The 5,529-nt window shown below is 32.8% G+C and carries 8 protein-coding genes; 3 read left to right on the top strand and 5 right to left on the bottom strand.

Annotated elements, in window-relative coordinates:
* Positions 1–79 precede the first annotated feature (79 nt).
* From QUF93_RS00385 to QUF93_RS00365, 5 genes are all read right to left on the bottom strand, one after another.
* The gene (locus QUF93_RS00385; protein ID WP_289375093.1) at positions 80–592 is read right to left on the bottom strand and encodes a hypothetical protein; all 513 of its coding nucleotides are present in this window, start codon (positions 590–592) and stop codon (positions 80–82) included.
* Between the two features lie 41 nt (positions 593–633).
* The gene (locus QUF93_RS00380) at positions 634–936 is read right to left on the bottom strand and encodes a YjdJ family protein (RefSeq protein WP_289375092.1); all 303 of its coding nucleotides are present in this window, start codon (positions 934–936) and stop codon (positions 634–636) included.
* A gap of 111 nt (positions 937–1,047) precedes the next feature.
* Positions 1,048–2,283 (bottom strand): MobV family relaxase, encoded by a 1,236-nt coding sequence (gene mobV, locus QUF93_RS00375; protein WP_289375091.1) that lies wholly within the window; start codon positions 2,281–2,283, stop codon positions 1,048–1,050.
* Between the two features lie 785 nt (positions 2,284–3,068).
* Entirely contained in the window at positions 3,069–3,338 is a 270-nt protein-coding gene (locus tag QUF93_RS00370; RefSeq protein WP_289375090.1) for a hypothetical protein, read from the bottom strand.
* A gap of 27 nt (positions 3,339–3,365) precedes the next feature.
* A complete protein-coding gene (locus QUF93_RS00365; RefSeq protein ID WP_289375089.1) occupies positions 3,366–4,037 on the bottom strand; it encodes a hypothetical protein in 672 nt (223 codons plus the stop codon).
* A 202-nt stretch (positions 4,038–4,239) separates the two neighbouring features.
* Here QUF93_RS00365 and QUF93_RS00360 point away from each other — a divergent pair, with 202 nt between their 5' ends.
* The 3 genes from QUF93_RS00360 (at position 4,240) to QUF93_RS00350 (ending at position 5,328) form a co-directional block, all read left to right on the top strand.
* Entirely contained in the window at positions 4,240–4,419 is a 180-nt protein-coding gene (locus QUF93_RS00360) for a hypothetical protein (RefSeq protein WP_289375087.1), read from the top strand.
* Between the two features lie 158 nt (positions 4,420–4,577).
* The gene (locus tag QUF93_RS00355) at positions 4,578–5,141 is read left to right on the top strand and encodes a replication/maintenance protein RepL (protein ID WP_289375085.1); all 564 of its coding nucleotides are present in this window, start codon (positions 4,578–4,580) and stop codon (positions 5,139–5,141) included.
* Positions 5,134–5,328: a hypothetical protein gene (locus tag QUF93_RS00350; RefSeq protein WP_076872012.1), complete on the top strand. Its 195-nt coding sequence runs from the start codon at positions 5,134–5,136 to the stop codon at positions 5,326–5,328. The genes QUF93_RS00355 and QUF93_RS00350 overlap by 8 nt, the downstream gene beginning before the upstream one ends.
* Positions 5,329–5,529: the final 201 nt, after the last annotated feature.

Raw genomic sequence — 5,529 nt, 5'->3', positions numbered from 1 at the left:
ATTTTCCCTCTTTAAAAAATGAACAAATAAAAAAGGAATGCTAGCTAACTAGAATCCCTTTTTATTCAATATTAGTTTGTTAACCGTAATAAACAGTTCCATGCTTAACTTTAACAAGTTGACCTGATTCACTAACAAATTTAAATGTATAGAATTGCCCTCTCGGTAAATGTCTCCATGGAACCAAAGCCCATCCAGTTCCTTCGCCAACCACACCTTTACCCACATAAGATCCACCTGAGGTATATGCATAAATAGATACTGATTTAGGTCTGTTTTCTCTTTCAAATTCTATATCTTGTGGATTTAAAAAAGCTTGTCCACTCCGTATCCATATATAATTTGAAAAACTTGCTGCGCCAAAATCCATGTGTGCATGAGTCGTAATGCTATCACTATATGAATTTGCATCTAAATTAGCATAAGGAAAAATCGGATTGTCATTCTCATCAAAATATTGAATTTGTTGTACTTGTTGAACTGCATTACTTCTCAACTCTGTTGGCATTTCTTCTGCATATGCAGAAATAGATGAAAATGAAAATAAGGAAATTATTGATACTGCCGCAATACTTAATACTTTTTTAAACAAGAAGATTATACCATTTTTGATTGTTTAATAACATAATTTCCTTATATTTCGTTATTTTTTCTTTTGTATATTATATAAACAAGTAATAATATCATATAGATAAAACTTATTATCATAACAATTACCGAGCCAGGATAAAATTTAGCTGCATATATAAAAAAATCTATTTGATAAATATCTTTAAAATTTGAGACGGGTCCTTGAAAATAATTTGTAAACTTAGCTGAGTACTTCCATTCAAAAGGATTGTCTATTAAATTACTACCTTGATACCAGCTGATTAACGTTGAAGAAATAAACAATAAAAATGAACCACCTAATTGAACCATTTGATTGATTGTCAAATTATACCCCTCCTTAATTAGACATAGTATCCGCTTTTTATTATAGTCTGTTTAAAATGCTTATTGCGTGATTTTATTCCATTGCTACACATACCCCATAATCCTCTCCTATCAAAGTCCTCGTTCATCTCCACGTTCTTTTCTTTGTTGTTTTTGTTCTTTTCGTTGATTTTCAAGAAACTTTGATGCTGTTGCATATCCTCTTTTCTCATGTTCATTCAACCTTTCTTCTGAATACCTAAGAGAACTAAATCTATTCATAGATGCATTTACTTTTCTCTTACAAAAACCAATAATCTCATGGAATTTAGGCATCTCTTTTGGAATAAACTTCTCATAAAATTTATCCATCTCATCTATTAATTTTGCTAGACGTTCAAATTTACCCTTATACGGCTTCAACTCTTCATTTTCTTTTTCCAACTGTTTCACTGTTGTATGTAAACTCGTGTTATTTGCTTGTAATGCTTCATTTTTGCGGTGTAACATCTCATTTTCGCGTTTAAAAGCTTCTGATGCCTTTGCCTTAGTTTTGAGTTCCTCAAAGTCTTCTACGCTCATTTCAACGGTTTTAGAGCGTAAGATACCACCTTTGTGTTTGACTTCCATCTTATCGACTTTATTTGTTGATTTCACTGCATTTTGTAATTGATTCAAACGAGATTCCAATTGTTCCATTTGTTTATTTACTACTTCTTTTTTCTGTAGGCATTGTCCCATCTCTTTTTCTAAAGCATTTATCTCTTCTTTTGCGGTCATTGCCTTGAATTTTCGCATTTCTACATGCTTTTTGTCACTTGATACACCACGTTCCAAATAAAAACCCTTTTTTACCATGTGAGCATGAAAATCGTCCTGGAGTGAAACCAATTCTTTTCGATTAAAAATCTGTTTAGCTGATAATTTATTCTCTTCAGTCACTGGAACCATTCCAACATGCATATGTGGTGTTTTCTCATCCAAATGCACAGCTGCATGTACAATATTTTGCTCTCCATATCTATCTTTTAAGAAGCTATACGCTTCTTTGAAAAACACTTTTTGTTGAGTTGGATCAACCATATCCAGCACATCAAAAAATTCTCTATCACTTGTTACAACAAACTCACACATCACAACCGCATCTTTTCGAATCGCTCGATTGGTCTCTACATTTTGTTCAATCTTGTCTTTCACCGTTTTCAAATAATCAATGTGGCCATCATTATGTAAATCATAATTCAGTTGTGTTCGATCCGGCTCAATATCATGATTTGTGTGACTCTCTTTTTCTCGCTGATTATGAATCTGAATTCCCTTCACATCTCGCATTTTAAATTTCTGCATTCGGCAAATTGCAAAACTCATTTTTTCGCCTCTTTTCCAATTGGTTCTACGTCCTTATCAGTCCTTAGAACCATATAAAGTATATAGACTTCACCCCTGTTTTTCGGTGGACTTCCATGTAAAGTATAGCACACTATACTTTACTATCGTAAAGGTGTGCCCTGCGGGGCTGTTCGGCTTGCCGAACCAAACCTTGGACTTTGTCCAAACCTACAAGGGGAACTCTTCCCCTTGACCCCATTAATCGAACTCCCCAACCCCTCAATCCTTGAGGGGCTCCCTCGCCGATTGGCAGGAACAAACGGTGGTTTGTTCATTGCCAAGAGGGTTCGGGTATAGTTCAGTTGGTCAAGTCAAATACTCCCTTCGCTTCGCTAGGTCCGTTTTGATTGACCAACACAAACAACTACCTCTTATCTAGTTCCTCGCTAACTTTCTATTTTTATAATACTGTCTAACTTTTCACCTCTTTTTTTCTATAAAACCAACATCATCTAAATCTGTTATACATCCCTCAGGCAATTCAAATTCATCTCTAGACTCTCTGTATTTTTATACTCATACCAAAACACCAAAAAACAAAAAAGCCTCTCAAACAAGACAATAGACCCTTTAAAACAAAAATACCCTATCTATATTTTAATCTCATAAAAACCACTCAAAATGGCCCCCCACCAATCCGCATTATCAGTGTAAAACAAACCACCCTCTCTCAAAAAGCACATTGTGAGGGGGTGGTGGGTATAACGCGTATACGTCTTTTATGTCGATTTTATAAATTTTATTAAACATATATATCGTTTTGCTTAATTTTCTGTACTTCCTTTTTTCACAAAAAACAATGAATAGATTAAAAAGAAAAAACTGATTCCAAATATAATTCCACCTAATAACTGAAAGTTACTCACATAATTATCTAAAATCATATTATAAGTTACTATATCTGTATCTCCACCCATTTTTTGTACCCAAGAATGAATACATAGTTCAGCTAAATTTATGCTTTTTAAAATTAAAATTATTCCGATCAATGATAAAAACACCAAAACCATGAAACATAATTTATTATGCTTCAAATATATCCCTCCTTTTTCTTTTATTAACTAACGATATGTGACAAAACATATACCTACTGGTCTTAATGCTGTACCATTTCCAACTTTACTATCACTAAACCAGCCATTTTCCCATACTTCAAAATGATATCCAGTATATTCAGCATATGCTCTTATTTCAGCATATCTACCATTTGTATCTATCGTATTGCTTTGAGTAACAGAATACTCTGCAGAAACATTAAATCCAACACCAGCTGAAACAGCACTTGCAGTAATGCCAGCATTAGCACTCCATGTCGCTGAAACCTTTCCTGAAAAACTTAAAGTCAAAGATCCAGAGTTTCCACTTATTTTTTTCAAAATAGAACTTCCACAAGCTGCTGTAGAACTTCTATTCTTGACATAGTATGAACCCGGCGCTAAATCTTGAAGACTATTACTTTTATTTTCAACTTGAGATAATGGTCTTACAAAAGTAATTTCAGTTGGAGTACGTCCTGAAGGTTTTTCGAAATTGCTCTCATTTACAAATTTTTCAACCAGGTTTACATTAGTAACTTTAATAATCTCAGTATTATTCTCAACTGACACAGTTCTCTCAAAATCATTAGAAGAAATATTGTTTAGTAATTTATCACAACTATTTATTTCATTTTTAGAACTAGATGGAGAATTAGATAAACTGTCTGCATGACCAACTATAGAAGTCTGTAACATAAAAATTAAACAAATAAAAAATAATTTCCCTTGTTTTTGGGTGTGAGTGCTGGCTAGTCGTGTGGGGGCTAAACCCCACGAATTTAACGTAACTGGATATAGAAAAAGCGGATTGTTTTGGTCGATAGATCTGGGTGGTTCGGCTGGTACAATTGCTAATCCAAGTCGAGCAACCTAAATCCTTGTTTTTGGTCTGTTCGGCTTGGCGAAAGCTAAAAACCAGCCGAATTTCTCCATGCAATGGAGGAAAGGTGGAGATTTTTTGAGTGGGTTTCTCAAAAAATACTACCTGACCATTGCATGGAGAAAAACCCTTTTGATTATAGAAGAGAGTAAATCAAACGAAAAAGTAGGACAAACCCAATTATATCAAGGGTTTTAGGAGTTTTAGGCACTTAACTTTCTTTAAGTCTTTACTTAACTCTTGTTTCGTGTTTACTTAATTTATTTTTAAGTGTTTACTTCCTTTTGTTTTTAGTGTAAGATTTAAATCATTAAGCGTTTACTAAAATATAAATTAAGTATGAGGAGCTTGAAATCATGACAGAATATAATAAAAATCTGGAATATCATGCTGAAAGTCAAACCTTAGTCGGTCAAAAAAAACGAGAGTTAGTAGATACTGAAACTGGAGAAGTTATTCATGTAGACCAAATAACAAAAAGAGTCTATGGAACTAAAAATTTTTGGAAAATGTATTTAATGGATTTCTTAACAGTTCTAGGGATCATAGACAATAAACAATTAGATATTTTTATTTACATAGCAGAAAACACGAATCAATCTAATAATTTGTTTATAGGTACATACAAACAAATCTCAAAAGATGTCGGAGTTTCCGAGCCTACTATTGCAAAATTAATGAAAAAACTGCAAGCAAACAACTTCATCAAGAAAAAACAAAATGGCGTTTATATCGTAAATCCTAACATTATGATGAAAGGGAACGATACAAAACGACAAATATTACTAAGTTATTATGAAGAAGAGAAACCTTTAAATTCTATTGAAGTTTTAAGAGGGAAACAAAAAGCTCTTCCAGAACAAAAAACATCAAAAAATGAACCAAAAAAATTAGGATTGGAGGCGAAAAATAATGATTGAAGGCGTTGAATTAAATATTTATTTAGATGATGATACAGTATCATTTAGTCTGTCCCCTGTACAAACAGAAGTTATATTTAAAGCATTAGGACTACAATTTGATGCAAATACACAAACATTGAGTTCATTTAGTGATAACAGTTTACAAAAACACATTCTTCCTAAAATTAATTTCGTACCTAAATAAAAAGCATTACATCAATTGATGTAATGCTTTTTATTTATCCTCATATTCATGAAGTTCAACCACATTTTCCGCATTGAATTGCATTTCTCTTTAGCTTTTTCATTGATAATGGGATATGTGTAGCAATGGAATAAAATCACGCAACAAGCATTAGCGGACATTATATGTATTTGTAAAAAGTATTTTTATTTTATTGGTTTG

It is taken from the genome of Bacillus hominis (assembly GCF_030348325.1).
In the GTDB taxonomy this organism is placed as follows: Bacteria; Bacillota; Bacilli; order Bacillales; family Bacillaceae_G; genus Bacillus_A; species Bacillus_A hominis.
This window is presented reverse-complemented; position numbering and strand designations above follow the sequence as displayed.

What these genes read in the sequence shown, in the direction of transcription:
- mobV (WP_289375091.1), bottom strand. Translation starts at nt 2,283, where the DNA reads ATGAGTTTTGCAATTTGCCGAATGCAGAAATTTAAAATGCGAGATGTG.
- QUF93_RS00350 (WP_076872012.1), top strand. Translation starts at nt 5,134, where the DNA reads ATGATTGAAGGCGTTGAATTAAATATTTATTTAGATGATGATACAGTA.
- QUF93_RS00365 (WP_289375089.1), bottom strand. Translation starts at nt 4,037, where the DNA reads ATGTTACAGACTTCTATAGTTGGTCATGCAGACAGTTTATCTAATTCT.
- QUF93_RS00355 (WP_289375085.1), top strand. Translation starts at nt 4,578, where the DNA reads ATGACAGAATATAATAAAAATCTGGAATATCATGCTGAAAGTCAAACC.